General features: G+C 61.6%; 29 protein-coding genes. 15 read left to right on the top strand and 14 right to left on the bottom strand.

Translation table 11 applies throughout. The annotated features are described in order from the left end of the window. Positions 1–10: 10 nt before the first annotated feature. From P9255_RS07630 to P9255_RS07615, 4 genes are all read right to left on the bottom strand, one after another. Entirely contained in the window at positions 11–343 is a 333-nt protein-coding gene (locus P9255_RS07630; RefSeq protein WP_309766397.1) for a hypothetical protein, read from the bottom strand. Between the two features lie 154 nt (positions 344–497). Next, a complete protein-coding gene (locus P9255_RS07625) occupies positions 498–1,277 on the bottom strand; it encodes an ABC transporter substrate-binding protein (protein WP_309766395.1) in 780 nt (259 codons plus the stop codon). A gap of 125 nt (positions 1,278–1,402) precedes the next feature. Continuing rightward, positions 1,403–1,807, bottom strand: coding sequence for an Hsp20/alpha crystallin family protein (locus tag P9255_RS07620; RefSeq protein ID WP_309766393.1), 405 nt, complete (start codon positions 1,805–1,807; stop codon positions 1,403–1,405). Between the two features lie 19 nt (positions 1,808–1,826). After that, positions 1,827–2,261: an Hsp20/alpha crystallin family protein gene (locus tag P9255_RS07615; RefSeq protein WP_309789309.1), complete on the bottom strand. Its 435-nt coding sequence runs from the start codon at positions 2,259–2,261 to the stop codon at positions 1,827–1,829. A 251-nt stretch (positions 2,262–2,512) separates the two neighbouring features. Between P9255_RS07615 and P9255_RS07610 the strand changes: the two genes are divergently transcribed. The 3 genes from P9255_RS07610 to P9255_RS07600 are packed head-to-tail and all read left to right on the top strand — an operon-like array spanning position 2,513 to position 5,120. Further along, positions 2,513–3,496, top strand: coding sequence for a 2-dehydropantoate 2-reductase (locus tag P9255_RS07610; RefSeq protein ID WP_309766389.1), 984 nt, complete (start codon positions 2,513–2,515; stop codon positions 3,494–3,496). 12 nt (positions 3,497–3,508) lie between these two features. Beyond that, a complete protein-coding gene (locus tag P9255_RS07605) occupies positions 3,509–3,889 on the top strand; it encodes a nucleotide pyrophosphohydrolase (protein WP_309766387.1) in 381 nt (126 codons plus the stop codon). A 58-nt stretch (positions 3,890–3,947) separates the two neighbouring features. Continuing rightward, a complete protein-coding gene (locus P9255_RS07600) occupies positions 3,948–5,120 on the top strand; it encodes an acyl-CoA dehydrogenase family protein (RefSeq protein WP_309766386.1) in 1,173 nt (390 codons plus the stop codon). Positions 5,121–5,135: 15 nt separating this feature from the next. On the opposite strand, the gene P9255_RS07595 is transcribed toward P9255_RS07600, so the two are convergent. After that, positions 5,136–5,375, bottom strand: a complete 240-nt coding sequence (locus tag P9255_RS07595) for a DUF4148 domain-containing protein (RefSeq protein WP_309766385.1) — start codon at positions 5,373–5,375, stop codon at positions 5,136–5,138. Positions 5,376–5,687: 312 nt separating this feature from the next. Here P9255_RS07595 and P9255_RS07590 point away from each other — a divergent pair, with 312 nt between their 5' ends. Both P9255_RS07590 and P9255_RS07585 read left to right on the top strand, forming a co-directional pair. Continuing rightward, entirely contained in the window at positions 5,688–5,927 is a 240-nt protein-coding gene (locus P9255_RS07590; protein WP_309766818.1) for a hypothetical protein, read from the top strand. A gap of 133 nt (positions 5,928–6,060) precedes the next feature. Further along, positions 6,061–6,927 (top strand): GNAT family N-acetyltransferase, encoded by an 867-nt coding sequence (locus P9255_RS07585; RefSeq protein WP_309766384.1) that lies wholly within the window; start codon positions 6,061–6,063, stop codon positions 6,925–6,927. Positions 6,928–6,948: 21 nt separating this feature from the next. On the opposite strand, the gene P9255_RS07580 is transcribed toward P9255_RS07585, so the two are convergent. Beyond that, positions 6,949–7,158: a DUF1059 domain-containing protein gene (locus P9255_RS07580; protein WP_309766382.1), complete on the bottom strand. Its 210-nt coding sequence runs from the start codon at positions 7,156–7,158 to the stop codon at positions 6,949–6,951. A gap of 99 nt (positions 7,159–7,257) precedes the next feature. Between P9255_RS07580 and P9255_RS07575 the strand changes: the two genes are divergently transcribed. The 3 genes from P9255_RS07575 to P9255_RS07565 are packed head-to-tail and all read left to right on the top strand — an operon-like array spanning position 7,258 to position 8,800. Beyond that, on the top strand, positions 7,258–7,686 hold the full coding sequence (locus P9255_RS07575) for a DUF3293 domain-containing protein (RefSeq protein ID WP_309766380.1): 429 nt from the start codon (positions 7,258–7,260) through the stop codon (positions 7,684–7,686). Between the two features lie 14 nt (positions 7,687–7,700). Next, positions 7,701–8,087 (top strand): tautomerase family protein, encoded by a 387-nt coding sequence (locus P9255_RS07570; RefSeq protein ID WP_309766379.1) that lies wholly within the window; start codon positions 7,701–7,703, stop codon positions 8,085–8,087. 5 nt (positions 8,088–8,092) lie between these two features. Further along, a complete protein-coding gene (locus P9255_RS07565; RefSeq protein WP_309766378.1) occupies positions 8,093–8,800 on the top strand; it encodes a 4'-phosphopantetheinyl transferase superfamily protein in 708 nt (235 codons plus the stop codon). On the opposite strand, the gene P9255_RS07560 is transcribed toward P9255_RS07565, so the two are convergent. Further along, complete coding sequence (locus P9255_RS07560) at positions 8,763–9,269, bottom strand: M48 family metallopeptidase (RefSeq protein ID WP_309766376.1); 507 nt, start codon at positions 9,267–9,269, stop codon at positions 8,763–8,765. The genes P9255_RS07565 and P9255_RS07560 overlap by 38 nt on opposite strands. A gap of 228 nt (positions 9,270–9,497) precedes the next feature. Between P9255_RS07560 and P9255_RS07555 the strand changes: the two genes are divergently transcribed. Then, a complete protein-coding gene (locus tag P9255_RS07555) occupies positions 9,498–10,007 on the top strand; it encodes a metal-dependent hydrolase (RefSeq protein ID WP_309766375.1) in 510 nt (169 codons plus the stop codon). Positions 10,008–10,048: 41 nt separating this feature from the next. Continuing rightward, complete coding sequence (locus P9255_RS07550) at positions 10,049–10,543, top strand: LEA type 2 family protein (protein ID WP_309789308.1); 495 nt, start codon at positions 10,049–10,051, stop codon at positions 10,541–10,543. A gap of 9 nt (positions 10,544–10,552) precedes the next feature. Here the strand turns inward: P9255_RS07550 and P9255_RS07545 are convergent, their stop codons facing one another. Beyond that, on the bottom strand, positions 10,553–10,750 hold the full coding sequence (locus tag P9255_RS07545; protein WP_309766372.1) for a hypothetical protein: 198 nt from the start codon (positions 10,748–10,750) through the stop codon (positions 10,553–10,555). Between the two features lie 44 nt (positions 10,751–10,794). On the opposite strand from P9255_RS07545, the gene P9255_RS07540 reads away from it, so the two are divergent. After that, positions 10,795–11,214, top strand: coding sequence for a hypothetical protein (locus P9255_RS07540; protein ID WP_309789307.1), 420 nt, complete (start codon positions 10,795–10,797; stop codon positions 11,212–11,214). Between the two features lie 318 nt (positions 11,215–11,532). Further along, positions 11,533–12,918 (top strand): FAD-binding oxidoreductase, encoded by a 1,386-nt coding sequence (locus P9255_RS07535; protein WP_309789306.1) that lies wholly within the window; start codon positions 11,533–11,535, stop codon positions 12,916–12,918. A 26-nt stretch (positions 12,919–12,944) separates the two neighbouring features. Here the strand turns inward: P9255_RS07535 and P9255_RS07530 are convergent, their stop codons facing one another. The 4 genes from P9255_RS07530 to P9255_RS07515 form a co-directional block, all read right to left on the bottom strand. Further along, complete coding sequence (locus P9255_RS07530) at positions 12,945–13,286, bottom strand: host attachment protein (RefSeq protein ID WP_309789304.1); 342 nt, start codon at positions 13,284–13,286, stop codon at positions 12,945–12,947. A gap of 86 nt (positions 13,287–13,372) precedes the next feature. Continuing rightward, entirely contained in the window at positions 13,373–14,872 is a 1,500-nt protein-coding gene (locus P9255_RS07525) for a succinate CoA transferase (protein WP_309766366.1), read from the bottom strand. 336 nt (positions 14,873–15,208) lie between these two features. Then, positions 15,209–15,400 carry a hypothetical protein gene (locus P9255_RS07520; protein ID WP_309766365.1) on the bottom strand — a complete coding sequence of 64 codons (192 nt, stop codon included), beginning with the start codon at positions 15,398–15,400 and terminating at the stop codon, positions 15,209–15,211. A gap of 126 nt (positions 15,401–15,526) precedes the next feature. Beyond that, positions 15,527–17,620: an FUSC family protein gene (locus P9255_RS07515; RefSeq protein ID WP_309789303.1), complete on the bottom strand. Its 2,094-nt coding sequence runs from the start codon at positions 17,618–17,620 to the stop codon at positions 15,527–15,529. Positions 17,621–17,788: 168 nt separating this feature from the next. Here P9255_RS07515 and P9255_RS07510 point away from each other — a divergent pair, with 168 nt between their 5' ends. Continuing rightward, positions 17,789–18,727 (top strand): LysR family transcriptional regulator, encoded by a 939-nt coding sequence (locus tag P9255_RS07510; protein ID WP_309766363.1) that lies wholly within the window; start codon positions 17,789–17,791, stop codon positions 18,725–18,727. 4 nt (positions 18,728–18,731) lie between these two features. On the opposite strand, the gene P9255_RS07505 is transcribed toward P9255_RS07510, so the two are convergent. Both P9255_RS07505 and P9255_RS07500 read right to left on the bottom strand, forming a co-directional pair. Next, a complete protein-coding gene (locus tag P9255_RS07505; RefSeq protein WP_309766361.1) occupies positions 18,732–19,415 on the bottom strand; it encodes a Fe2+-dependent dioxygenase in 684 nt (227 codons plus the stop codon). A gap of 63 nt (positions 19,416–19,478) precedes the next feature. Then, positions 19,479–21,731, bottom strand: a complete 2,253-nt coding sequence (locus P9255_RS07500) for a TonB-dependent siderophore receptor (protein WP_309766359.1) — start codon at positions 21,729–21,731, stop codon at positions 19,479–19,481. Between the two features lie 447 nt (positions 21,732–22,178). Between P9255_RS07500 and P9255_RS07495 the strand changes: the two genes are divergently transcribed. Then, positions 22,179–23,381 (top strand): ammonium transporter, encoded by a 1,203-nt coding sequence (locus tag P9255_RS07495; RefSeq protein WP_309789301.1) that lies wholly within the window; start codon positions 22,179–22,181, stop codon positions 23,379–23,381. Between the two features lie 90 nt (positions 23,382–23,471). After that, positions 23,472–25,661, top strand: coding sequence for an ATP-binding protein (locus tag P9255_RS07490; RefSeq protein ID WP_309789299.1), 2,190 nt, complete (start codon positions 23,472–23,474; stop codon positions 25,659–25,661). Positions 25,662–25,669 lie beyond the last annotated feature (8 nt).

Below are 25,669 nucleotides of genomic sequence, written 5' to 3'. Positions count from 1 at the left end.
CCGAGCATTTTCAAGCGCGATGTTCCGCCGTATTCGAACGATGCGAGTGAGTGCGCTGGCGCGCCGGGTTTTTGTTCCCGTTGCGCGACGCCGCGAGATGGGCCTGCAAACGCTCGCATACGTCCTTTCTGCGCACGGGGTTCAGCGGATCGCACAGACGAATGGTCAGCGTTGCCGCTTGCATATGCAGTGGCAATAAAGCATCCGGTTCCGGCGCTTCCCATAGCACGACGGTGTTCGTGCCATCGGAAACCTGCACGATCTGAAAGCGTGCGAGGTCGATCTTTCCGAGCTCGTGAGGTTCGATCGAGTGATGCATGATGTCCCCGAAACAGTTCTCCATGTGCCGCCATCGCATGCAAGCACCGTGCCGATGGCGGCCATCCGCGCAACGCCGAAAACAGCTTGTTTCTCAGTGTAATTTTCAGCGTGGCGTTCGTGCAATAACGACAGTCGCTAACGCATGGGCGCGTCAATCGTCGGAGAAAACCGGACAGTCACTCGCCGTAGATGTCGAAGTCGAAGTACTTCTGCTCGATGCGCTTGTACGTGCCGTCCTTGATCATCGCGGCGATCGCGCCGTCGAGCTTTTCCTTCAGATCAGTGTCTTCCTTGCGCAAGCCGATTGCCGTCCCGGCGCCGAAAATGGCGCTGTCTTCGAGCGCCGGACCGGCGAAACCGTAAGGCTTGCCGCGCGGCGTATCGAGAAAGCCGCGTTCCGCTTGCACCGCGTTTTGCAGCGATGCATCGAGGCGGCCCGTAAGCAGGTCTGCATAGACCTGGTCCTGATCCGCATACGAAACGACCGTCACGCCCTTGGCGCCCCAATGCGCTTTGGCATACGTTTCCTGCATGGAGCCTTGTTCGACGCCGACCGATTTGCCCGCAAGTGATTCGGCCGTAGGCTCGATTTTCGAATCGCGTTTGGCGACGAGGCGCGTCGGCACGTGAAAGAGTTTGCTGGAGAAAGCGATCTGCTTGACGCGCGCGGGCGTCATCGACATGGTGGAGAGCACGCCGTCGAACTTGCGCGATTTGAGGCCCGGAATCATGCCGTCGAATGCGTTTTCAATCCACACGCATTTTGCTTGCACGCGCCGGCACAACTCATTGCCGACATCGATATCGAAACCGACGAGCTTGCCGTCCGGCGCTTTGGATTCGAACGGCGGATAGCTTGCGTCGACGCCAAAGCGAATGGTCGACCAGTCTTTAGCATGCGCGCCGATGGACACGGTCAGCATGGAACCCAACAACACAGTCAACAGCCTGTTCACGATCGTCCCTTTTCTTTAGCAATAGATTGGAATATTTCTGAACTGCCACAAGAATTATAAGGGGCCGCTTAACTGGAATAAAAAATGGCCGCGAGATTCGCGGCCATCGACAGCTTGAGGATTCTTTAGTTCGCACGCACTTCGATGCGGCGCGGACGTGCTTCTTCGCGGCGCGGAATGGTCAGCTTCAGCACGCCATTCGTGAGATTGGCATCGATCTTCGTGGTGTCGAAATCATCGCTGACGGTGAAGGCGCGGGCAAAGCGCGGCGCGCGCACTTCGGTGTGATGGACCCGCAATCCCGCCTGCGCGGATACCACCGCCTCGGCTTCGATATAGAGCCTTGCGTCATGCACTTTCACGTCGAGCCGGTCGCGCGGCACGCCGGGCAGGTCGGCCCATAGCGTGATGCCGTGGCTGTCTTCGACGATATCGACGGACGGGGTGATCGTTGCGCGGCGCACCGTGTCGTCGTTCTTGCGCGTGACTTCGCCTTCGTTGCGCTGGGCAATCTGGGTGGTGTCGGTCATGGTGAACTCCGGTCTTCGATTATTGAATGGTGATGGCGCGCGGCTTCGATGCTTCGCGCTTGCCGACGGTAATGGACAGCATGCCGTTTTCATAACGGGCCGCGACCTTGTTGACGTCCGCGTTCTGCGGCAGTTCGATCACGCGGCGGAAGCTGCCCGTGAAGCGCTCCTTGGCGTAGGTGCGCGCGCCTTCGGTCAGGGCTTCGGCCTTGCGCTCGCCGCTGATCGTGAGCGTGCCTTTGTCGACGGTGACATCGAGCGAGGAAGGATCGACGCCTGGCGCGAACGCCACGATTTCCACTGCGTCATCGGTGCTGCCGATATTCAATTGCGGAAAGACATCGGTGCGGCTCGAACGAATGCTCGAAGGGAGATTGCCGAGCACTGTCGACATTTGCCGCTGCATGCGGTCGAGCTCATGGAACAGGTCGCCGCCAAAGTAGAAGTCACCCATGGTCCGGTCTCCAATAACGTGGATAAGTTGATCGATGAAGGCAGTGAGTGGCCACCGCCGTTGCATCGAAAATAGGAGCCGTGTCTATCGTTTCAATAGTGGACGACGTATTTTCCAGGCGTTTTTTTATTCGCTCTCGAACTCTTGAAAAGCGCTTCCTTGTGCCTAGATTCGATCGTTTGCACCAGTCGTGCGGACAACGCGACTGCTCTTACAATGAGCGCTTCACGGCTCATGGCGAGGACGGCACGATGAAGGTTGGCATATACGGCGCAGGCGCGATCGGCGGGTGGATCGGCGTGAAGCTCGCGCAGGCAGGATGCGATGTCAGCGTCGTCGCACGCGGCGCGACGCTCGACGCGCTCAGGACGCACGGCCTGCGGCTCGTCGAGCAGGACGCAACGCATGCGCTGCAGCTCGAAACGAGCGCGGCACCGGCCGATCTCGGGCCGCAGGACCTCGTCGTGATCGCGGTCAAAGCCCCGGCGATGGAATCGGTGGCCGCGCACATCGCGCCGCTCATCGGACCGCATACGACCGTGCTGACCGCGATGAACGGCGTGCCGTGGTGGTTCTGCGAAGGCCTGGGCGAAGCCTTCGCCGGCAAGCGCCTCGCATCGGTCGATCCGCACGGCGCGATCGCCGCGGCGATCCCCGTTGCGCAGACGGTCGGCTGCGTCGTCCATGCGAGCTGCTTCGTCGAAGCGCCGGGCTTGATTCGTCATCGGCAGGGCAAGGGGCTCATTCTCGGCGAAGCGGGCGGCACGCGTAGCGCGCGCGTCGAATCGCTCGTCGAACTCTTCGCCAGGGCGGGATTCGATGCGTCCATGTCGCCGCAAATTCAGCGTGATGTGTGGTTCAAGCTCTGGGGCAACATGACGATGAACCCGATCAGCGCAATCACCGGTGCGACGACGGACCGCATTCTTAGCGACGACCTGGTGCGCGATTTCGTCACGCGCGTGATGCTGGAAGCGAAAGATATCGGCGCGCGCTTCGGCATTGAAATCGAACAGGAACCGGCCGACCGTCACGCGGTCACGCTCAGGCTCGGGGCGATGAAAACCTCGATGCTGCAAGATGTCGAGGCACGCAAGGCCGTCGAACTCGATGCGCTCGTTGCTTCCGTGCGCGAACTCGGCGTGATGACCGGCGTGCCCACGCCGTTCACCGATGCGCTGCTCGGACTCGCGCGGCTGCATGCGCGCACGCTTGGACTTTATCCCGCGCAATGAGTGAGATCACGAATGAATCAGCAAGAGCCCACGAAGGAAACAAGCGAACTCACTGCGATGCGCGACCTTCTGCGCGAGTTCGTCCGTGAACGCGACTGGAGCCGTTTTCATTCGCCCAAGAACCTCGCGGCGGCGCTAAGCGTCGAAGCAAGCGAATTGCTTGAGCCGTTCACCTGGCTTTCGACCGGCGACAAAACCGAGCTCGATGACGCGAAGCTGCGCGCAGTCCGCCACGAAATGGCCGACGTCCTCGCGTATCTGGTGATGCTCGCCGATGCGCTCGATGTCGACCTGCATGGCGCACTGCTCGAGAAGATGGCGATCAATCGCGCGAAATATCCGGTGCATAAAGTGCGCGGCGATGCGCGCAAGTACAGCGAATACGATGAATGACGAAGGGCGCGCACAGGCTTGAGCTCGTCCGAACCCCAACGAAAACCAAGGACCGCCGATGGACTTTTCGCTTTCGCCAGAACTGACCGATTTGCAAGCCCGCGTGCGTACGTTCATTGCAGAAGAGATCGTGCCGTTCGAGCGCGATCCGCGTTGCACGCCGCATGGGCCCAACGAAGACTTGCGCGCCGAACTCATCGCCAAAGGGCGCAAGGCAGGCTTGTTGTCGAGCCATGTGTCGCCGGAGTTCGGCGGGCTTGGACTGGGACATGTCGCCAAGGCGATTCTTTTCGAAGAAGCGGGTTATTCGCCGCTTGGGCCGGTCGCACTGAATATTGCTGCGCCCGATGAAGGCAACATGCATCTGCTCGAAGCCATCGCGACGCCCGGGCAGAAAGAGCGATGGCTGCGTCCTCTGGCCGCCGGCGACATTCGCTCGTGCTTCTGCATGACGGAGCCGCCGCCGGGTGCGGGCGCCGACCCCGCGATGCTGCAAACCATCGCCACGCGCGATGGCGACGGGTACGTGATCGACGGCCGCAAGTGGTTCATCACCGGTGCGGAAGGCGCGGCCGTTGCGATCATCATGGCGAAGTTCGCCGACGGCCCCGCGACCATGTTTCTCGCCGATATGAAGAGCGAGGGCATCGTGATCGAGCGCTCGATGGATTCGCTCGATACATGCTTTCCGGGCGGTCATGGCGTCGTGCGCTTCGAGGGCCTGCGAGTGCCGGCCGAGAACGTGCTGGGCGAGCCGGGCGAAGGGTTTCGCTATGCACAGGTGCGTCTTTCGCCCGCGCGTCTTACGCACTGCATGCGCTGGCTCGGAGCGGCGCGCCGCGCTCACGATGTCGCGAGCGATTATGCGCGACGGCGTCAGGCGTTCGGCAAGGCGCTCGGCGAACACGAGGGTGTCGGCTTCATGCTTGCGGACAACGAGATGGACCTGCATGTGACGCGCCTCGCCATCTGGCACTGTGCGTGGGTGCTCGACCAGGGCGTGCTCGGCAAGCATGAATCGAGCATCGCGAAGGTCGTGTCGTCGGAGGCGCTATGGCGCGTCGTGGATCGTTCGGTTCAAGTGCTGGGCGGACAGGGCGTTACGCATGAAACCGTTGTCGCGCGGATTTTCGCGGACATGCGCGCGTTTCGCATCTACGATGGCCCGTCAGAAGTGCATCGCTGGAGCATCGCGCGACGCATCCTTCGCGCGGACAAGCCGCGCGCATAGTGTTTCAGGAGCCGGTCAACGCTCGTTGGGTTGCGCCGGCGCAGCGCGTTGCGTGATGACGCGGTTTGCCCTTATCGCGTTGTCGGGATAGTGAAGCCAGTCGTTCGGATCGTAGCCTGCCGCGATCCAGGCAGCCGCTTCCTGACGGACCTGGTCGCGCGTTCTCGGGGCATCGCCCGAAAGGGGTTGCGCGAGGGCGGATACAGTCGAGAATGCAGCCAGTGCAAGGACTGTCGATCGTGCGATTGCTTTCATGACGGTTCTCCAACGAAGCGGACCGGACGTCACGGCGTAACGGTATGTGCTGCACATGCACGGCGTATGCCCGTTACATCTGGTAGCGAACGGGCTTCCATTTTTACTACTTCGCGCGCTAAACGTTTCATCGACACCACGCTCGGGAAAGCCCGTGTTGCGACGCAGCATTGCATTGATTATGCTGTTTAAGCAGCCGGCAATGCCGCAAAGAAACATCGTCCCTGAAAGGGGCTTAAACGAAGCGCCCGTCATCAAGGGCGTTCGTCTGCTGAACAGCGCGGCGAACGTCGACTTGTAGGAGCCGCATTTATGGAACTCACGAGATCATCGAATCCGACGTTACACGTCTTCCATCAGGAAGGCGGCTGGCATTGGGGAATCACTGTCGAACGCGCCGCAGGCGGCGGGATGAAAGTGGTCGCCTATAGCGACGAAGGGTTCGACTCCGAAGGCGAAGCACGCGAAGACGGCGAATACGTGCTGCGCTCGGAAGACTGGCGTTCGCGTCAGAGCTTCAGCCGCAGCGAGCGGCGCACGGGCTGCACGTAATCCTGGCGTAGCCGTTGCCGCTGCGCCTAAGTCGTTCACGTTCTCCTTCTTCGCTGCTTCTCCCGCCTTTCTTTTCCCTGAACCGCAAACGCGCGACACTGCATGTACCGCCGACACCGACGAGGCGCGCGACATGTCCCCCAGCCCCGATGACCCTCGTTTCATCATCCGCCGCATGAGCCAGGCCGACCTCGTGACGGCGCTCGACTGGGCCGCGGCCGAAGGCTGGAATCCCGGCCTCGACGATGCGCGCTGCTTCCACGCCGCTGATCCGGACGGTTTCTTCGTCGGCACATGGGATGGCGAGCCCATCGCCTGCATTTCCGCCGTGGCTTACGACGACGCGTTCGGTTTCATCGGCCTCTATATCGTGCGGCCGGAGTGGCGCGGCAAAGGCTTCGGCATACGTCTGTGGCGCGAGGGCATTGCTTGTCTCGGCGAGCGCAACATCGGCCTCGACGGCGTCGTTGCCCAGCAGTCCAACTATCGCAAGTCGGGCTTCGTGCTGGCGTATCGTAATGTGCGCTATCAGGGCATGGCGATGCACTATGACGCGCGATTGCCGGGCGTGACGGTCGTGGATGCCTCGAGCGTTCCGTTCGATCGTCTGCTCGACTACGACGCACGGTGCTTCGCGTCGATGCGTCCGGTGTTCCTGCGCGCGTGGCTCGCACAACACGAAGCGCGTGCTCTTGCCGCGCTCGATGGCGAAGTCCTGCGAGGTTACGGCGTCATTCGCCGTTGCCGGAGCGGACACAAGATCGGGCCGCTTTTCGCAGACGATTTACCGACTGCACGCGCGCTTTATCGTACGCTGGTTTCATCGGCCGAAGGCGAGGCCGTCTTTCTCGATGTCCCTGAAAGCAATGCATCGGCCGTCGCGCTCGCCGCCGGGCACGACATGACGATGGTGTTCGAAACGGCGCGCATGTACACGCGAGCGGCCCCGGCAGCGCCGCTCGATCATGTATTCGGCGTGACGACGTTCGAACTCGGCTAGCGCGACAAAGATTGCGAGCACCTACGCGCGCGGCCGGTCGATCGGCGGCGTGCCGTCGTGGAATAGCTTCTTCAACTCCGAGCGCAACTCGGGCGAATCTTCATGCCGATGGACGCTTACCGCGTGCTGCACGGCCGCTTCCATCAATTCGTCTTCGGAGTCGGCGGATAAAGCGACCGTGCAGTTCGTGTCGCTTGGAAATTCACGGCAATCGATGAATTTGCGTGCCATGGCATCCTCCTCGCATGAGACGCTATGTTGAGTATAGGCGTTGCTGCGCGCGTGAGGACTGGGTTTGCACGCGGGTTGGCACTCCGGTAACGTGTCGCCATGAATGCGATTCCCGACAAGACGCTCGACGCTTACCGCCTGGCGATTTATCGCGTTGAAGGCGAACCGCCGATCGACATGATCGTCGGAAAGAAAAATGACGCCATTGCTCCGCTCCTGACGCGCCACGGCGTGGCAAGCGCCGTGTTCGTCACGGCGTTCAATCCGTTCGGGCGGGAACTGAGCCAAGACGAGAACACGGCTTTGCAGAAGGCGCTCATCGCGCAGGTTCAACAGTCTGGGCGGACCGCATTGCCGGGCGCGGGCCTCGATCCCGATGGCGCGTGGACAGCAGAGGCCAGTCTTCTCGTGCTCGGCGCCGACGATCACACCGCCGATGAGCTGATGACCGCATTCAAACAAAACGCAGTCGTGATCGTGCAGCAAGACGGTGTGCCACGGCTGCGTCTGCATCCGCGATATCGTTGAACAAGGAGAGATTAATGCCGCTGGTTCGAATCGACCTGATGCAGGGCAAGGACGCGAGTTATCGCGCGACGATCGGAGAAGTGGTCTATGACGCGATGCGCGCCACCCTCGACGTGCCGGAGAACGATCGCTTCCAGATCATCGCGGAGCACGGCGCGGCGCAGTTCATCGTCGATCGCGGTTATCTGGGCATTAGCCGCACGGACGATTGCATCGTCATTCAGGTGACGTTGAATGAAGGACGTGACCTCGCGAAGAAGCGCGCGTTCTACAAGGCAATTGCCGATGGCTTGCACGAGCGGCTCAGCCTGCGACGTGAGGACGTTTTCATCAGCCTCGTCGAAGTGAAGAAGGAGAACTGGTCGTTCGGCAACGGCGAAGCGCAATACGCAGCAACGTAATACGAATGCGGACACAACTCTTGGCAGCAGGCGCGCCATCGGACGTGCGGGTGTGGCGCGTCGATATCGATCTGACCGCAACGCTTCCGCAAGCCGGCGCAAACGAACTGAATGCCACCGAACGCGCCCGCGCGCACCGCTTCTTGCGGCACCAGGACGCCGTTCGCTTCGTGGCAATGCGCGCGGCGCTGCGACGCGTGCTCGCAGCCGAACTCGACGTCGATCCGTCCAGGCTCGCATTCGACGTCGACGCCAACGGCAGACCGTTTCTATCGATGCCCGATGCTCCCGACTTCAACGTGTCGCATTCCGGCATGCACGGTCTGATCGCGGTTTCGTTCGGGCGGCGCGTGGGCGTGGATATCGAGGAAGCGCTGCCTCCGTTCGACTGGCGCGCACTGGAAGGCTCGGTGCTTCATCGCGATGACAAGCGTGCCATCGACGCCATGCCGCAAGCCGAAGCACGCGGCGCATTCTTCGCATGCTGGACCGCCAAGGAAGCCGTGTTGAAAGCACATGGCGATGGCATCGGCGGCAATACGCTGACCATGCCAGGCTTTTCCGTCTTGCCGCGCGAAGGCGTGCGTTATGCGATATCAGCCGAAGCGGGTGCGTTTCAGGCGATTGCGATTGCCGCACCGGCCGGCTATGCCGCAGCGCTGGCGTGGTCCGCAGTCACTCGGCCTTGGTGCGAATCAGATCCCGATGCGTGAGATAAAGCCGCAAATCGAATTCGATCTGATGGTAGCCAGGCTGCATTAATTCGCAAAGGCGATAGAACGCCTTGTTGTGCTCGCTTTCCTTGAGATGCGCGAGTTCGTGCACGATGATCATCCTGAGAAATTCGGGCGCCGTGTCCTTGAACAACGAGGCGACGCGTATCTCTTTCTTCGCCTTGAGCTTGCCGCCCTGCACGCGCGAGATGGCGGTATGCAGGCCGAGCGCATGACGCAGCACATCGAGCTTGCTGTCGTAGCACACCTTGTCGATGGCGGGCGCGACGCGCAAAAACTCATTCTTCAGATCCGTGCAGTACTGATACAGCGCGCGATCCGACTGAACCGCGTGCCGGTTGGGATAGCGCGCGTCGAGATAAGGCCCGAGTTGTTGCTGGGCGATGAGTCGGCGCACCTTGTCCTGTAGCGTATTCGGATAGGCGCTCAGGTATTTCAGGTGTTGCATGACGGCTTGATCGTTAAGAGGCTGATTGGGTCGATCGCACGCGAATTCCGCGCGCAACGGTTCTTGCAATCATTTTAGTCATAGCCGCGCCGGCTCGCCGGCGATGTGCGTCAGCGCCTGTCATCGACGCTCGCATTTGCGTAAGTTTATGTATCCGCATGCTCAGGAAAGGAAGCGTCATGCGAACATGCGCGGTTTCCTCAGCATGCGTTCCCAGGCAGGTTCCCTATGGCATCGAGCAAGGCCCATCACGCGACCGGATGGGCGGCGGGCATCATCGCGGCGGCGCTCGTCACCAAGGCCGCGGCAAGCGTCGATTACTTTGCGTGCGCGCTTGCGCTTCTCGGCGGCGTGGTCGGCGCGACTGCGCCGGATTGGCTTGAAGTGGCGTGGTGGACGAGAAAGCGCAAGCTGTGGATCACGCACCGGACGCTCACGCACTGGGGCATCGGCTGGGCCGCGCTTTTCGCTTTATGCTGGCATTACGTGGGAAGTCATCCGGCAGTGCCTTTCGCTTTGGGCTTTGCATGTGGCGGAATCATGCATCTGCTGGCGGACTGGCCGAATCCGATGGGCGTGCCGTGGATCGCCGGGCGTCACTCGCTGAAGCTATGGACGAGCGGTCATTGCGATCTCATTGTCGTCGGCGCGGCGTGGGTTGCAGCACTCTATGTGGCCGATGGCGTCTGGTTTCACCACGAGTATGGCCGCATGCTGCTTCATGCGCTGCGTGCCTAGAATATCCCGCTGCCTTACATATCGCTCAAGGAAAATTGCCCATGCACTCGAAACACGCGCTACGCGGCTTCTTTATCGCGCTTACCGTCTTTTTCACGATGCTCGCGCTCGGCGGTTGCGCGGGCTTCCTGAATCGTGATCCCATGCGCGTGAATGTTGCGGGCATCGAACCGCTCGAAGGGCAGGGACTCGAGATGCGCTTCGCGGTGAAATTACGCGTGCAGAATCCCAACGATACGCCGATCGATTTCGATGGCGTCGCGCTCGACCTCGATCTGAATGGCCGACCATTTGCGAGCGGCGTCAGTGCGCAGCGTGGCACGGTGCCTCGCTTCGGCGAGACGGTGCTGTCGGTGCCGGTGACGGTATCGGCGTGGTCGGTGGCGCGGCAAGCGCTCGGCTTTGCAAGCGGCGATGCATCGACCAAGGTGGCCTATGAAGCGCGCGGCCGGCTCGCGGGCGGCGCATTCGGCGGCGCACGTTTTTCGGACAAAGGCGCGATCGACTTTCCTGCCAGTGGCGGATTCGGCTATTGATCGTACCGGTTAGCGGCGCTTCTTTCGTCGCGTGCTCTTGGGCGGCGCAAGAGGCGTCAGGGCGGCCGTCCAGAAGTCCTTCATCTGCTTTCGCGCCTGGCGCTTGACGGCGGCTGTCGCATGACCGCGTGCCGATCCCGCGACCGCGTTTGCGCCGGAAAGCCACATGCCCAAATAAGGGTTCTTTCTGGTCCAGGGATTCTTCATGCGGTTCTCCCGTCTGACGCGTGTCATCAGGCGTCGAGAGGCGCATGCTTCGTGCCCGCGACGAGCGCCATGGGCGCTCGTCGCGTTGCACGGCCTGTTCACTGCGCTACTTAATGCGACAGTTGCAGGCCATTCGCGTGATCGTTGCGAATGTCGACGCGTGCGTTGCCCAACGTGGTATCGCGACGGCCAGCTTCTTCTACGCGCTTGTGTTCCTCGCGCACTTCACGATGCTCACGCTCATCGCGATGTTCGCGAGCTTGCTTGACGTTCTCGCGATGCTCTTTGCGCTCGGCCTTTTCGTAGTGCTTGAACTCGTGCGGCTTTGCAAAGACACCCGCCGACAGGCAAGCGATGACAGCGGCGGCAAGCAGTTTCTTCGTCATGGAACAACCTTTCTTGAGGACAGAGCAGACCGGGATGATCTGCATGTCCGAGAAACGCGCGCATCGTCCGAACGTTGACGCTCGCTATTCTGGTGTAAGGACATTTAACACTTAGTACCAAATCTGCCGTATGGGATTCTTCCAGAGACAGTAAGCGATCCATAACTTCACTTAAGACCCGTTTCCGGAAAAGTTGGCCGATGCATGCTAGATGTCATGCGTGAATTTACTGGCGCAGCACTTTACATTCTGCAATGTCGGTCCTTTAATCAACGAGCGGACAGTCACGTCCGTCATCGCAATCCCGCCTTATCGGGCGGATTCCTTGCGCTCTAGCGTTCCAGATGGCAGGGTCAGGCACGTCGCGGCGCGGTTTCTGATGCAGCGAGGTCTTCCATGGTCAACATTCCGGTCGAATCGATCGATACCCTCAAGACGGCAGTGCGCGGCAAGGTCATTGCGCCCGCCGACCCCGATTACGACGAAGCGCGCAAGGTGTGGAACGCGACCATCGACAGGCGCCCCGCATTGATCGTGCGTTGCGCCGGCACGGCCGATGTCATCGCGGCGATCGCGTTCGCGCGCGACAACGGGATGCTGTTATCGATACGCGGCGGCGCGCACAACATCGCGGGCAGCGCGTTCAGCGACGACGCATTGATGATCGATTTGTCCGCGATGAAGTCAGTGCGCGTCGATCCGCAATCGAAACGCGCGTATGTGGAGCCCGGCGCGTTGTTATCGGATCTCGATCACGAAGCGCAAGCCTTCGGACTGGCGACACCGCTCGGCATCAATTCGACGACGGGCGTTGCCGGCCTCACGCTCGGTGGCGGCTTCGGATGGATCAGCCGCAAGTTCGGCGTCACCGTCGATAATCTCGTCGCTGCGGACGTCGTCACGGCGGATGGCCAATGGCGGCGCGTGAGCGTGGAGTCGGAACCCGACTTGTTCTGGGCGTTGCGCGGCGGAGGCGGCAATTTCGGCGTGGTCACGCTGTTCGAATTTCGCCTGCACGAAGTGGGGCCGCAAGTGTATGGCGGGCTCGTGGTGTATCCGCTCGAACAGGCCGAAGAAGTGCTGCCGAAGTATCGTGACTTCGTCGCGGCCAGCCCCGACGAAATGACGGTATGGGCCGTGATGCGTCTTGCGCCGCCTTTGCCGTTCCTTCCGGAGGATGTGCATGGCAAGCCGGTCATTGCGCTAGCAAGCTGCTTTATCGGCCCGGTGGAGGACGGCGCGAAGGCGCTCGAACCCGTGCGGTCGTTCGGCACGCCGTATGGCGAACATCTGGGACCGATGCCCTTCGCCATGTGGCAGAAGGCGTTCGACCCGCTGCTCACGCCGGGTGCGCGCAATTACTGGAAGTCCCACAACTTCGCGTCCTTGAGCGACGAGACCTTCGACGTGCTCACGAAGGCCGTGCTCGCGGTGCCGTCGCCGCATTGCGAAGTGTTCATCGGGGCCATGGGCGGGCAGACCAACCGCGTTCCCGTCGACGCCACCGCGTATGCAAATCGCGACTCCATTTATACGATCAACATCCACGGCCGATGGACCGAAGCTGCGGATGACGAGAAGTGCACGCAATGGACCCGCGACATGTTCGCCGCGTTGACGCCACATGCGATAGGCAGCGTCTACGTGAACTTCCTGACGGGCGACGAGGGGGATCGCGTCAAAGCGGCGTATGGGCGGAACTTCGAGCGGCTTGCGGAAGTCAAGCGGCGTTACGATCCGGATAATCTGTTCCGCAGCAATCAGAACATCCAGCCCGCTTAAGGAATGACACGCGCCGCATAAGCGCTTCAGCGGCGCGCGTCCTGTACATCCACGTTCGATACCTCGTTGCTGCGCGCTTCGTACACCAGCTTCAGCGTTTCGCTGCTCAAACGCTCGCGCAATGCGCCGAGGAACTCCGGCTCGACCGCAAGCCGCAAGCGGTCGAAGCGATGACGCAACCGGCTTTCTTCAAGAAACGATGCGAGTGCTTTAGCGAAAGAGTCGCGGCCTTTGTCGATCGAATCGGCAGCCTGCAGCGCGGGATTTCGAATGTCCTCGACTTGCTGGAGATCGAGCGCGAGGCCCCGCGTTTCGAAGATCCGGGCGCGGCGGCCGTCTGCGGCGAGAACCCACGTAATGGCGGTCATGGTGCTCCTCCTGTCCGCCCGCCTTCGGGCGACGTTCAGGCATTGTGCGCCGAATCTTCGCCGTTGCGAATGCCTCACGTTGTCGATCAGTCGGGAAGCATGGAGCCGGCTTGTGCAAAGCGGGTGTGCAGGGCGAACGCTGCATCGAGCCGATGCGGTGTATGTCCGCCGAGCGCTGCTGCATCGCGATAGTAGTCACGCAAGAGATCGCGATAAAGCGGATGCGCGCAATGCTCGATCACTGCAAGCGCGCGCTCACGCGGCGCCAGACCCGTGAGATTCGCAAGCCCGCGTTCCGTGACGATCACGTCCACGTCGTGCTCGTTGTGATCGCAGTGCGGGACCATCGGAACGATGCTGGAGATGCGGCCGTCCTTCGCGATGGACTTCGTTGCAAACACCGCATACGACGCATTGCGCGCGAAGTCGCCGGAGCCGCCAATGCCGTTCATCATGTGCGTGCCGCCGACATGCGTGGAGTTGACGTTTCCGTAGATGTCCGCTTCGAGCGCGGTGTTGATGGCGATGAGCCCGAGGCGGCGAATCGCTTCGGGATGATTGCTCACCTCTTGCGGACGTAGAACAAGGCGCTCGCGATAGCGGTCGATCTCCCTGAACACTTGCTCCTGGCGCGTGGCAGAAAGCGTGATCGATGCGCCCGATGCAAACGAGAGCTTGCCTGCATCGAAGAGATCGAAAGTGGAATCCTGCAGGACTTCCGAATAAAGCGAGAGCGCTTCGAACGGCGATGCCGCAAAGCCGGACAAAACTGCATTGGCGATCGTGCCGATGCCCGCCTGCAGCGGCGGCAATCGTTTCGGCAGACGGCCGCGCGACACTTCATGCTGGAAGAATTCGACGAGATGTCCCGCGATCAGCGCGGTGTCTTCATCGGCGGGCAGCACAGTTGACGGACTGTCCGGCTGATTCGTCACGACGATCGCCGCGATCCTTTCCGGCGCGATGTCGATAGAGGGCGTCCCCACTCGATCCTCGACGCGCATCAAAGGCAGCGCCGCGCGCCCCGGACGCGGCGCAGGCGACCATACGTCGTGCAGTCCTTCGAGGCCCAGCGGCTGCGCAAGGTTGATCTCGACGATGACCTTCTTCGCCAGCATGGCGAAGGTCGCTGAATTACCGACCGACGTGCTCGGCACGATGCCGCCCGCTTCGGTGATGGCGACGGCTTCGATGATCGCGAGATCGAGCGCGCCGAGGCGATTGTCGCGCAAGAGCTCGACGGTCTCGGACAGATGCTGGTCGATGAACATGACTTCGCCGCGATTGATCGCGCGGCGCAAGGTAGCGTCGACCTGAAAGGGCAGGCGGCGTTCAAGCGCGCCGGCTTCGGTAAGAATGCGATCGATGTCGTTGCCGAGCGATGCACCGGTCATCAACGTGATGCGAAGCGGGCCGCTTTCTTCGCGCGCACGTCGCGCGATTTCCAGCGGCACGGCCTTGGCGTCGCCGGCGCGCGTGAAGCCGCTTGCCCCCACGCGCATGCCGTTGTGTACGAGCTGCGCGGCGACGGCTGCGGAAGTGATCTTTCCGCGCAGGGCGGCACAACGAATACGGTCATCCAACATCGATATCTCCACTAACACTGACTGGCTCGTGCCCCGGCCAGGGTCTCGTCTTCCGCCATTGAAACGGCGTATCAAAGCACGCGCGCTTCATTCAGCATGCATCGATGCGGCGCGTTGATCGGGTATGTCTTGCGTAGGCTTCGATGGTTGGCGGCAATGCGCGACGCCAGGATGCTGCGGACAGAGAGGGCAGGGCAACGGCGCGATTATTCGTTATCCCTCGCTGTTTTCATAGGCGGCGCATCGAAAGCGCAGCCTGCACCATGCGACTCTTTGCGCTTTGTCTAATTCGGCGCGCTTCAGTGTTGCAAACGCGCCGACATCGAACGCGAAGAATCAACTGCCGCCGAAGAAGACACTGCAATAGCTTGCAGGTCCCACGCATTCCTGCGCTCGCTGCGGCGCTTGCTTGGACTGCTGATTCGTGTCGCCTGCGGCTTTGTCAGAGGCAGGCATGGACGTTTGCGCAATCGCGAGCGATGCGCCCGTGAAAATGATTGCGGCAAGCATGATCTTCAACGGCTTCATGGTCTTTTCCTTTGAGACGTGTGCGCTGCGTCGGATGGTCAGGCACGCGGGCACTATAAGTCGCGTCATCCGGCGGATAAATCGTCCTGCGGGTAAGGCACATTTCCAGCTTGAGGAAGGATCGGCCTAGCGATGGGTATCGAAGGGCGCCGTGGGATCGACGAGTGCGCTGCGGATGAAATGCAGGCACGCCAGAACGCGCCGCAGGTCGCGTGCTGCCTGGGGCGCGCGCAGGCATTGGAGCAACGCATCGCTTGCGAATATCGACGATACGACAGCGTTGATCGCACGGCGCAGCGTCGCGCTCGATGGCGTGCGAAACAGCATTGCAACGCCATGCAGCATCTGTGCGATCGATGACGACCATGCGATGCGTACGGATACCGGTGCTTCGTCGATATTCACTGAAGCGCGCAGCGTGCGCAGATCGATCATCCCGTGTCCCACTTCGAGTGTGACGAGCATCCACGCGAGTGCGCGACGATGCTCGCGCGAGGAAGGCGTCATGAGTCCGAGCAATTGCGCCATGAGATCGTGCGTGCCCGAATGAAAGCGCTCGTTCAATCCGGAAATCCGGCCTTCGCAGGCGAGCGCGGCCTGAGCGCGCAATGCGGCCAGCGTCTTGCCGACGAGCCACGGTGTACGAGGCGGCACGATGACAGCGCACGCGGTTGCGGTAACGAGCATCGATACGACGATCGCAATGCCGTTGTTGAGCAAGAGGCCGGGATCGTAGACGACGGCGTTATCCGGTGCGGCGAGCAGACAGAAGAACACGCAGAAGCCGATGCCATACCCGGCGATGACAGAACGCATCGCGATAAATGCGCCTGCTGCAAGCGGCGGCGCGAGCACCACGCACAGGAGCGCAAAGCCGTCGATAGCGGGATACACATGACACAGGTAGACGTAGCCGAGTACCGTTGCAAGGGCCGCGCCGGCCGCCATTTGCGCGACGAACTTCGCCGGCTTCGCCGATGCGGACGACAATGCGCAAGCGAGCGTCGCTGCAATGACCGCGAGTCCGCCGCTCGGCCACGCTGTCGCGATCCAGAACCATGCGACCGCCGCAATGACCACGCCCGAGCGAACGAAAGTCGCCGCGACGACGAAACGATTCGTCGTCGCGGCATAGCGCGGACCGGTGCGCTCATCGCGTGAGGATGGGTAATGCTCTCCGCTTGCGATGGATGCGCGCATCCGCATCAGACGAACGATGTCGCGCGTAAAGCGGCCGAGCAATTCCAGACTGGTCGTGACATCGATGTTCGATGTATCGCTAAGACGTTCGTCTAGCGATGTGGCGAAGCGCTTCAGCGCGCGTTCATCGCAAGGCGATGAAGCCAGCAGGTTCGCGAGCTCGTGAAGACATAATGCAAGCGCGGAATGCTCGTCGATCAAACCGAGCCGTTTGATGCACTGGTCCAGCGCATGCAGACGCGCACAGGCATCCATGAATGCGTTGTTCAATTGCGCGAGTAGCAGACGTTGGCGGCGCAGGGCAGGGTTCTCGTAAGCCGCAATACGCCGTGTCGATTCGAATCCGACAATCTCTTCGACAAGCCTCGCATATCGGCGCTCACGCACGCGGCGCTTCAGGCCACCGCGCAGCACGCTTGCGGCGAAGTCATTGAAACTGGCTTCCCGTTGCTCGAGCGCGGAAACAAGTGTCGCGCTTGCATGACGCGGCAACACGAGCGCACTGACCACGCTCGAGCACAGTATGCCGATCATCACTTCGGCGCCGCGCGTGAGCGTTGCGAGCAGCAATTGATCCGGCGCGGTCACGACAGGCACGCCGATCAAGGCAGCCGTGTATCCCGCCAGCACGAAGCCATACCACCGGAATTGCCGATGCCGCACAGCGAGGGCCGTGCATGCCGCGACCCAGATCGTCAATCCGAATGCATAGAGTTCTGCCGCCTGAACGAACACCGCGCCGAGCAGGAGCGCCGCGATCATGCCGAGCGCCGTGCCCGCGAAGCGATACACGCTCTTTGCGAGTACCATGCCCGAGAACGGCTGCATCAGCACGAACGTCGTCGTCATTGCAATGCGCGGCTGCGAAAGTTCCAGGCGCATGGCGACGCCCATCGCAATGAACGAGGCAAGCAGCGTCTTCAGAAGATGCAGCCAGACACTGCCATCGGTGGCGATCCAGTCGCGCAGGCCGTCGATGACTTCTCGCGCACAAGCTGCGCCTGCACGCGGCTGATCCATGAACGACATGCTTTTGCCCGCTGCGTCCCTTTCGTGAAGCAGCCGATTGTAGGCAGCACCGGATCATGGATTAATGAGGGAATCAGGGAACATTCTTTCCAGATTCGATAACAATGCTTGTGGCAATTGAGCGGACAATACCGTCCCTCTGGCAACTGTGAAGGTTTGATGGACACCCTACAGAACATGCGGGTATTCGCCCGCGTGATCGAAGCCGGCAGCTTCACGGCCGCGGCTCAATCGATGAACTCGACGACAGGCGCGATGTCGCGCGCCGTGTCGGAACTCGAAGCTCACTTGCGCACGCGATTGATGAACCGCTCGACGCGGCGTCTCGCGCTCACGTCGGCTGGCGAGCGCTATCTGAAGCGCGTCTTGCAGATACTCGCCGATATCGACGGCGCGGAAGAAGAAGCAAGCGGCGCGCATGAGCATCCATCGGGCACGCTGCGCATGTTCAGTTTCGCAAGCGTGGGTCAGCACTATATTCTTCCGGCCATCGCCCGTTATCGCGCGCTCTATCCCGACGTGAAGGTGGAGTTGACGCTATCGCAGCGCATGCCGGATCTTTTCGAAGGCAGCAGCGATGTCGCGGTGGTATCGGCGGGAACGTTGTCGGATTCGGAAGTGATATCACATCGGCTCGGAAGCACGTTCAGCATCCTTTGCGCATCGCCGGGCTATATCGATGCACGCGGCACGCCCGAGCAGCCCGCCGACCTCGCCAGTCACGATTGCCTCACCTTGCAGACGCCTGCGTTTCCCGCACGCGAATGGACGCTCGAAGGACCGCAAGGCCGCGAGACGTTGCAGATCAGCGGGACGGTGCAGGTGAATATCGCAGAATCACTCGTGGTGGCGATACGCGAAGGCATGGGTATCGGCATGTTGCCGCTCTACGCTGCAATCGACGGCTTGCGCAATGGCTCGCTCGTGCGCGTGCTGCCGCAGTACACGCTGCAGCATACGAATCTCTATGCGCTTTATGCGTCGCGCAAGTTCGTCGATGCAAAGACGCGCACGTGGGTCGAGTTTCTGCGTGCACATCTGCCCGATGTGATCGCGCGTGATGAAGCGCTGCTCGAGGAACTCGCGCAAGACCATTGAGCGGTCACGTTTCGCTCCACATGCGCAGCAGATTGTGATAGCAGCCGACGAGCGTGCGTTTGGCGGCTTCATCGCCGTTGGTCGCATTCAGGCGTTGAATGGAGTTGTCGAGATCGAATAGCAGCGCGCGCTGGGCGTCGTCGCGAACGAGGCTCTGCGTCCAGAAGAAACTCGCCACACGTGCGCCGCGCGTAACGGGGCGCACCTGATGCAAGCTCGTCGCGGGATACACGATTGCGTGTCCCGCGGGCAGCTTCACTTCCTGCACGCCATACGTGTCTTCGATCACTAGCTCGCCGCCGTCGTAGTCTTCGGGGCGTGAAAGAAACAGTGTGACGGACACATCGGTGCGAACGCGAGCGCCATGTCCCGGCACGATGCGAATGGCGCCATCGACATGACTGCCGAAATGCATGCCGCCTTCATAGCGGTTGAATAGCGGTGGATACACGCGATTCGGCAGCACCGCGCTGATGAAAAGCGGATGACGCTCGAGCGCGCCGACGATCATATCGCCCAGTTCGCGCGCGATGGGCGAGCCTTCTGCAATCTGCTGATTGCGCTTGACCGGCGCGCCCTGATAGCCCGCGGTCGCGCGCCCATCGACCCATGCGTCGCTGGCTTCGAGACGTGCACGCATCGCGGCGGCGTCTTCGGGACTGAGTACGTTCGGTATCGAAAGAATCATGATTCGGCAAGTCACTTGACGCGCGCGCCGCTTCTTCGAGCGATGAAACGGCGCGCGTGGGCATCAACGGAAGCGGTAATTCAACGTCGCGAGGAAGGTGCGGCCGATGCCCGGCACCGCGCGTCCGCCATCGGATGGAATCAGGGCGTCGTAGTACTTCTTGTCCGTCAGATTCCACACGTTGAACTGGATATCGTAGCGCTTCTGATGATACGCGGCCATCACGTCCCAGCGCGTATAGCCGCCCACCTTCACCAGGTTATTGTTGGCTGCATAGCGAGAGGACACATAGGAAGGTCCGCCCCCGAACTCCCAGTTCGGCGTGAAGTTATAGGTCGACCACAGCGTAAGCATGTTGTGCGGCGTATTCGCGAGGGTATTGCCGGTGGTGCCGTCGAGCGCCTTTTCCACCGTGCCGTTCATGTACGTGTAGCCGCCGAACAGCTGCCATTTGTTCGTGAGGTGGCCCGCCACGCCAAGTTGATAGCCCCGCACTCTGACATCGCCATCGAGTGTGTATTCGCCGGTCGAGACCTGCGTGCGCGCGTTCGTCTTTTCGATATTGAAAAGCGATTGCGTCACCGATAGCCCGCCGTTCAACAGGTCCCACTTCGATCCGATCTCATACGAGCGGTTCTTCTCGGGCGGCGTGTTCTGCTGATTGTTCGTGAGCGTGAGCGCTTCGAGCGACGGGTTGAACGATGTCCCATACGACACGTAATAAGACTGCCATTCCGTCGGCTGCCAAACGATGCCGGTGCGGACGCTCGTGAAGTAATTCGTCTGCGTCGCATAGCGCGGCGCGTTGATCGAGTTGTTGATCGACGCTTCGTAGCGGTCCCAGCGCACCCCGCCGATCCACTTCCAGTGCTCGCCGATGGAAATCGTATCGTTCAGGTAGAGGCCGATGCCGTTCGCGCTCGATTCCGCGAGATTGGTCGCCACTTCGCGATAGTTCGAAGGACGCGGCGTATAAGCCGGATTGACGAGCGGCACAATGGCCAGCGTGTTCGAGGGCAGTCCCGGCGTCGTTGCGGTGAAGCTCTGGTTGCTGTACGTCTCGTGACTCAGATCGACGCCCACCAGCATGTCATGCTTGAGAAAGCCGGTTGCGAATTTGCCCTGAAAATCGGTCGCGTTATAGACCGAATGATCGTTGATGTTGCGATCCTTGCCTTGCAGGCGCACATACAAAGAGGACAGCGGCAGCGTCGTGTAATTGCCGTTCGTGAGCGCCGTCGATGTGCCGAGTGGGCCGGTCAGTACGGCCGCTGCGTTCGTCGCGCGCGCTTCGGTGCTGTAGTGGCTGAATTGCGTTTGATTGCGTACCGTGAACATGTCGTTGAAGCGATGCTCGATCCGCGCGTTCAGCGTCTGCACGTCCTGAATGGTGCGATCGTCGGTGAAGCCGTAGAAGGTCTTCGTATCGACAGGAGCGGGATGGCCGTTCAACGGCGGGATGCCGTAGTCAGGCTGATCGTAGTTGTGCTGAATAAGTGCAGACAGCGTGACTTGCGTGGGCGTGCCGATGCCGAACTTCACCTCCGGCGCAATGCCGAAGTCCTTGTTTTTCATCTCGTCGCGCGTCGAGCCGAGCGACTGGCCGAACGCGTTGATGCGAAAGGCGGCGGTATCCGTCAACGGCTGATTGATGTCGACCGTCGTGCGATAGCGGTCATGCGTGCCTGCCTGCAAGGACACGTCGGCGCGCGGCTTGAGGTTCGGCTGCTTGCTGACCTGGTTGATGACGCCGCCCGTCGAGCCGCGTCCGAAATACAGCGACGAAGGACCGTACAGCACGTCGATCGATTCGAGGTTGAAGGTGTCGCGATAGTACTGGCCGCGGTCACGGAAGCCGTCGAGATAAATGTCCGTGCGCGCCGTGAAGCCGCGCAAGTTGATGTTGTTGCCGATCTGGCCGCCTTCGGCCGCGCCCAGCGTTACGCCCGGCACGTTGCGCAGCGCGTCGGAGAACGAGCTCACCGCCTGAGATTGCAGCACGGCTTTCGGCACGACCACGACCGCCTGCGGAATGTCGCGCAGCGCGGTCGGCACTTTGGCGCCGACGCTCGACATCTCGGGCTGGAAGTCGGCAGCGGCGTCGCTTTGTCCGGTCACGGCGACGGCCGGCAGCGTGGCGGCCTGCGCGATGGTCTGGCTGGCCGAAGCGTCCGTGGCGGAAGAGGCTTGCGTCGCGGGCGCTGCTGCTTGCGTGGCTAGCGCGCCCTGCGGTGCGGTCTGCGCATAAAGCGGTGCGGCCATCGGCGCCGCGGCAATTGTGACCAGAGCCGCTGCAAGCGGCGTTTTCCTCAACATGTCGTTCCCCGATACTTGTTAGTAGATTCCGACTGGCGCGAAACGGGATTTCAGCGCCCAGAAGCGATGACGAAACAGCTCGCCCATGTGTCGTTCCAAGGCGGCTGTCGTCATTGGGTCAAGCTATGATCGCAATTGTTAATGCGAATCAGTATCATTACACATTACGGAAATATTTGGAAATGAACGGGTTGACGAGTAGGGCTTTTCGGTGGCTCGGATGCACGCGTGCGGAATTCTGCGTGTTACATGCACGCCGGCGGTGCGCCGCATGCAACACGATCGGTCGGGCCGCACCAAAGCAGCGCGAACGTCACGAGTTGCGGGACGCTGTCGGCACCGACCGGGCGCATGTACGGCAGGGTCCAAGCACCAACCGCATGCAAGATGCACTCGCATGGCCCGGATCTTGCAAAAAGCGCCGCTTTTCAAGATGAGCCACGCACCATGCAGGCCCTTCAATCCGGAACCAACACGCTCTTTCTGCTCCTCGGCGCAGCAATGGTGCTCGCGATGCACGCGGGGTTCGCCTTTCTCGAACTCGGCACCGTCCGCCGCGAGAATCAGGTCAACGCGCTCGTGAAGATCCTCGTCGACTTTGCGGTGTCGACGCTGGCGTACTTCTTCATCGGCTACAACATCGCCTATGGCGTGCAGTTCATGCACGGCGCCGATATCCTCGCGCAGCACAACGGCTATGCGCTCGTGCGCTTCTTCTTCCTGCTGACGTTCGCGGCGGCCATTCCGGCGATCGTCTCCGGCGGGATTGCGGAACGTTCGAAGTTCAATCCGCAATTGTTCGCGACGTGCGTGATCGTCGGCTTCGTCTATCCGCTGCTGGAAGGCGTCGCGTGGAACGAGCGGTTCGGGATCCAGCACTGGCTTGCGCAGACCTTCGGCGCGCCGTTCCATGACTTCGCGGGCTCGGTCGTCGTGCATGCGTTCGGCGGCTGGGTGGCGCTGCCTGCCGTGCTGCTGCTCGGCCCGCGTCATGGGCGCTATCACAAGGACGGGCGCATCGCCGCGCATCCGCCATCGAGCATTCCGTTTCTTGCATTGGGCGCATGGGTGCTCGCGGTCGGCTGGTTCGGCTTCAACGTGATGAGCGCGCAGACCGTCGACAAGATCAGCGGCCTGGTCGCGGTCAACTCGCTGATGGCAATGGTCGGCGGAACGCTCGCCGCATGGTTCGCGGGACGCAATGATCCGGGCTTCACTTATAACGGACCGCTTGCCGGGCTCGTCGCGGTATGCGCAGGCTCGGACCTGATGCATCCGCTGGGCGCGCTGATCGTCGGCGCAGTCGCGGGCGTGTTGTTCGTCCAGATGTTCACTTGCGTTCAGAACCGCTGGCGTATCGACGACGTGCTCGGCGTGTGGCCCCTGCACGGCATGTGCGGCGCATGGGGCGGCATCGCGGCGGGCATCTTCGGGCAGCGGTCGTTCGGCGGCATCGGCGGCGTATCGGTATGGTCGCAGTGCATCGGAACGCTGGGCGCGGTGTTGCTCGCGCTCGCGGGCGGTGCGGCCGTGTATGGCGCCATCAAGATGACCGTTGGCTTGCGGCTCGAACGCGAAGACGAATTCAACGGCGCGGACCTTGCGATACATCGCATATCGTTGACGCCGGATCGCGAACTGGCAGGGTGATGCATCGTTGACAGGGCGGGTGCATGTGGCTATGCGCCATACGCGCCCGCCGGTTACGATAGACGGCCGACTCACGAAAAGGCCGAACGCTTGAACCCTACCGAGAACGGGACACTGGACTTACGGCTTCCGTCGCGCAACTTCGCGCTGACGCGGCGCGTGCTGCTGCTCGTGCTGGCAGCGTCGGTGCTGATACCGCTCGCGTGCCTTTGCATTTATGGCTACTACGACTATCAGCGCCGCTTCGCCGATGCGGAAGAACTGACCGAACGTCTCGCGCGCATCGCAAACGAACATGCGCTCAAGGTGCTGGACCTGAATCAGCAACTCGAGACGCGCGTGGTGGATACGCTCGGTGACAGCGACGATGCCAGCGTCGCGAGCCGTCAGGAAGCGCTGCATCGCGCGCTCGACGACATGAGCGGCACGCTTGCGCAGGTCGCGGCCGTTTCGGTGTTCGGCGCGAACGGTGCGCTGCTCGTGAATAGCCGCTGGTACCCTGCGCCTCAAGTGTCTATCGCGGATCGCGACGACTTCCGCGCTGCGCGCGCCATCGCACCGGTCACGTACTTCTCGCTGCCGTTGCGCGGCAAGGTCGCGAACTCCGACGTCTTCACCACGACGATGGGACGCGTGAGCCAGGACGGTCACTTTCTCGGCGTCGTATCCATTGCGCTGAAACGCGATTATTTCAGCGACTTCTATCATGAGATCGCCGCGGGCGATAACGCGCTCGTCATCGGACTCTATCGACGCGACGGCAGGGTGCTCGTGCGCTACCCTTCAGCGGACGCCGCCGCGCAGCCCGCCACCGACACGCCGTTCACCAACGCCTTTCGCGATAACGAGCTCTATGGCCGGCTGCGGATGACGTTGACCATCGATCAGATCGAACGCGTGCTCGCCTACCGCCGCGTCGCCGATTTCCCGCTCTATGTGGCCACGGGCTACGCGACTTCCGCCGTCAAGGCGCGATGGCGGCATAACCTCGCGCTCGTCTGCGCAATCGCCGCCTTTCCCTGCATGGCCGTGTGGCTGCTGATTGCGTTCTCGATCCGTCGCCTCGATGCCGAACGTGCCGCATGGGAGCGCTGGCAAGCAGAGGTCGCCATGCGCCTTTCCGTCGAAGCATCGAGCCGTCAATTGCGGCGCATGGGGGCGCTCGGCAATCTGGTCGCGAACGTCGCGCATGACTTCAATAACCTGTTGATGGTCGTGTCGTCGAACATGGCGCTTGCGCGTCGAAAGCATTTCAACGATGTCGAAAGCGAAGTGCTCGCGGTCGAACGCGCCACCGCCGGCGCGGAATCGCTTGCTCGCCGGCTCATGAGCGTGGCGCGCAAGCATCCGCGCAAGCAGGAAGCCATCGACCCGTCCGCGTGGCTGACAAGCGTGCTGGATACCGTGAGAAGCGCGGTGCATCCATCGGTCGTGCTGACGCTGGAGTGTGCGGCGGACTCGTGGAACGTCATGGCGGATGCGGTCGAACTCGAGCTCGCGCTCGTCAACATCGCGGTCAATGCGAGCGATGCGATGCCGCACGGCGGGCGCATTGTGATCCGTTGTCAGAACGCGCGCGTGCGCAGCGCCGGGAACGACTTGCCCGACGGCGAATACGTGCTGATCGCCGTCACCGACAACGGCGAAGGCATGAGCGAGTCGGTGCTGCGTCGCGCGTTCGAGCCGTTGTTCACGACGAAAGAGCGCGGCGCGGGAACGGGACTTGGGCTTGCGCAAGTGCTCGCGGCATGCGAGCAGGCGGGCGGCGCCGCACGCATCACGAGCGTGCCGAATGCGGGCACGACCGTGCGGTTGTACCTGCCACGCTATCAGGGGGCGGTTGCATCGACGAAACAGGAGGTAGTTAGTCAACCTGAGCATCGGGTTCCACCGCCGAACGTCGATGAGGACCATCCATTGCGCGGCATGTCCGTGCTGCTCGTCGAAGATAACGCCGATGTCGCCGCGGGCATCACGGCGGTGCTCGAAGTGTTCGGCTGCGCCGTGCATCACGAAGAGAGCGCGGACGCGGCCTTCGCGCTCCTGGGCGAAGGCTATGGCTTCGATCTCGTGTTGTCGGATGTGCAGATGCCTGGCCGCATGAACGGCATCGATCTGGCCGAGCAGATCGTTCAGCGCTTGCCTTCGCAGAAGATCGTGTTGATGACCGGCTACGCGGACGAGATCGAACGCGCGAAGCATCTCGGTGTTCGCATCCTCGCCAAGCCGTTCGATATGGATGAGCTACGCGTCCTGATGGCGGACGGCGTCCCGCATTGAAGCGATGA

This window comes from Caballeronia sp. LZ019 (genome assembly GCF_031450825.1).
GTDB lineage: Bacteria > Pseudomonadota > Gammaproteobacteria > Burkholderiales > Burkholderiaceae > Caballeronia.
The sequence above is the reverse complement of the archived record's forward strand: the minus strand, read 5'-3'. Positions and strand labels throughout refer to the sequence as shown.